The sequence below is a fragment of the Sphingomonas sp. genome, from assembly GCF_051962185.1.
GTDB lineage: Bacteria > Pseudomonadota > Alphaproteobacteria > Sphingomonadales > Sphingomonadaceae > Sphingomonas.
Genome location: NZ_JBQCCN010000090.1, coordinates 1 through 2,241 on the forward strand (window position 1 = coordinate 1; position 2,241 = coordinate 2,241).

Consider the following 2,241-nt stretch of genomic DNA (forward strand, 5'->3'; position numbering starts at 1 on the left):
AGGTCGGCCTTGGCGCGGTCGATATCGGCGAAGACGCGCGGCGTGTTGGTGTCGAAGAAGGTATAGACCTGGTTCAGCCCCGGCGTCTGGTTGGCCTTGCCGATCAGGCCGTAGGACTTGGCGGCGAGGTCGGCATAGCCATGGCCGCCGCGATCCTCGACCATCAGGCGATAGCCGCCGGCCGAACCGATGCCCTGGATGAGCGGCGGGGGCACGATCATCAGCCGAGCCTCGTTGATGTCGCCGGTCGCCTTGCGCGCCTCGTCCATGATGCCCTGGAGCGTCACGCCGAGCTTCTTGCGCTCCTCGAACGATTTGAGCGGGATGTAGGCGGCGGCCGAATTCGGGGCGAGCGTCTGCGACGGCCCGTCGAACCCGGCGAGCATCACCGCGCCCTTGACGCCCTTCAGCGGCAGGATGCGGTCGGCGACCTTGCGCATTACCGCGTCGGTGCGCTCGACCGAGGCACCGGGCGGCAGCGAGATGACGGTCAGGAAGTAACCCTGATCCTGCGCCGGGATGAAGCCGGTCGGCGTCGCCCAGAACAAAGCGGCGGTCGCCGCGATCAGGCCGGCATAGATCGTCATCATCCGCTTCGGCCGCGCGACCAGCCGCGCGGTCAGGCGGGCATAGCCGTTGCTCAGCCGCTCGAAGCCGCGGTTGAAGCGATCGCCCGCCGCCAGCACGAGCTGGTGCAAGCGGCCGCCCGTGGCCTCCTCGTCGCGCGGGCGCAGCAGCAGGGCGGCGAGCGCGGGCGAGAGGGTGAGCGACAGCAGCAGCGAGATGATCGTCGCGGTGGTGATGGTCACCGCGAATTGCTGGTAGAAGGCGCCCGACAGGCCGGTCAGGAACAAAGTCGGCACGAACACCGCGCAGAGCACCAGGACGATCGCGACCAACGCGGCCGACACTTCGTCCATAGAGGTCCGCGCCGCCTCGAGCGGGCTGAGCCCATGTTCGAGATTGCGCTCGACATTCTCGACCACGACGATCGCGTCGTCGACGACGATGCCGATCGCCAGCACCATGCCGAACAGCGACAGATTGTTGAGCGAATAGCCGAACGCGGCGAGGACGGCGAAGGTGCCGATCAGCGAGACCGGGATCGCCACCACCGGGATGATCGCCGCCCGCCATTTCTGCAGGAAGACGATGATCACCAGCACGACCAGCACGATCGCCTCGAACAAGGTGTGCATCACCGCGTCGACCGATTGCTGAATGAAGTCGGTCGGATTCCAGATGACGCTGTAAGCGAGCCCCTTGGGGAATTTCACCGACATCGCGTCCATTTCCGCCTTCACCTTCTCGGCCGCGGCGAGCGCGTTCGAGCCGGGGCGCTGGAAGATCGCGACGACGACGGTCGGCTTGCCCGACAGATAGGTGTTGGAATTGTAATCGGCCGCGCCGAGCTCGACCCGCGCGACGTCCGACACGCGGACCTGGCGGCCGTCGGGATCCGAACGGATCACGACATTGGCGAATTGCGCGGGGTCGGTCAGCCGGCCCTGCGTCTCGACGTTGAACTGAAAGGCATTGCCTTGCGCATAAGGCGGCTGGCCGAGTGAGCCGGCGGCGACCTGGACGTTCTGCGCGCGCAGCGCCTGGACGATCTCGCCCGCGGTCAGGTTGAGCGCGGCGGCGCGATTGGGGTCGATCCACACGCGCATCGCGTAATCGCGGCTGCCGAACAGCCGAACGTCGCCGACGCCGTCGATGCGGCTGAGGCGGTCGCGGACCTGGGTCAGCGCGTAATTGGAGAGATAGCCGCGATCGAGCGAATTGTCGGGCGAGACCAAATTCACGACCATCAGGAAGTCGGGCGAGGTCTTGCGCGTGACGACGCCCAGCCGCTGCACTTCCTCGGGCAGGCGTGGCACCGCGACGGCGACGCGGTTCTGCACCAGCACCTGTGCGGCATCGAGGCTGGTGCCCTGCTTGAAGGTGACGGTGATGGTGACGTTGCCGTCGCCGGTCGATTGGCTCGACTGGTACAGCATGTTGTCGACGCCGTTGATCTCCTGCTCGATCGGCGCGGCGACGGTCTCCGCGACCGTCTCGGCCGAGGCGCCGGGATAGGAGGCGCTGACCGTAACGGTTGGCGGCACGATGTCGGGATATTGCGAGACCGGCAGGCTCACCCAGGCGATCGCGCCGATGATGGTGATCACCACCGCGATGACCGCGGCGAAGATCGGGCGCGTGATGAAGAAGCGCGACAGGCGCATGATTCCTGTTCCT

At 66.7% G+C, this 2,241-nt stretch carries 1 protein-coding gene; it reads right to left on the reverse strand.

The annotated features are described in order from the left end of the window. On the reverse strand, positions 1 to 2,228 hold a 2,228-nt coding region (locus ACTHJR_RS05440; protein ID WP_440522108.1), incomplete at its 3' end, for an efflux RND transporter permease subunit. Positions 2,229 to 2,241 lie beyond the last annotated feature (13 nt).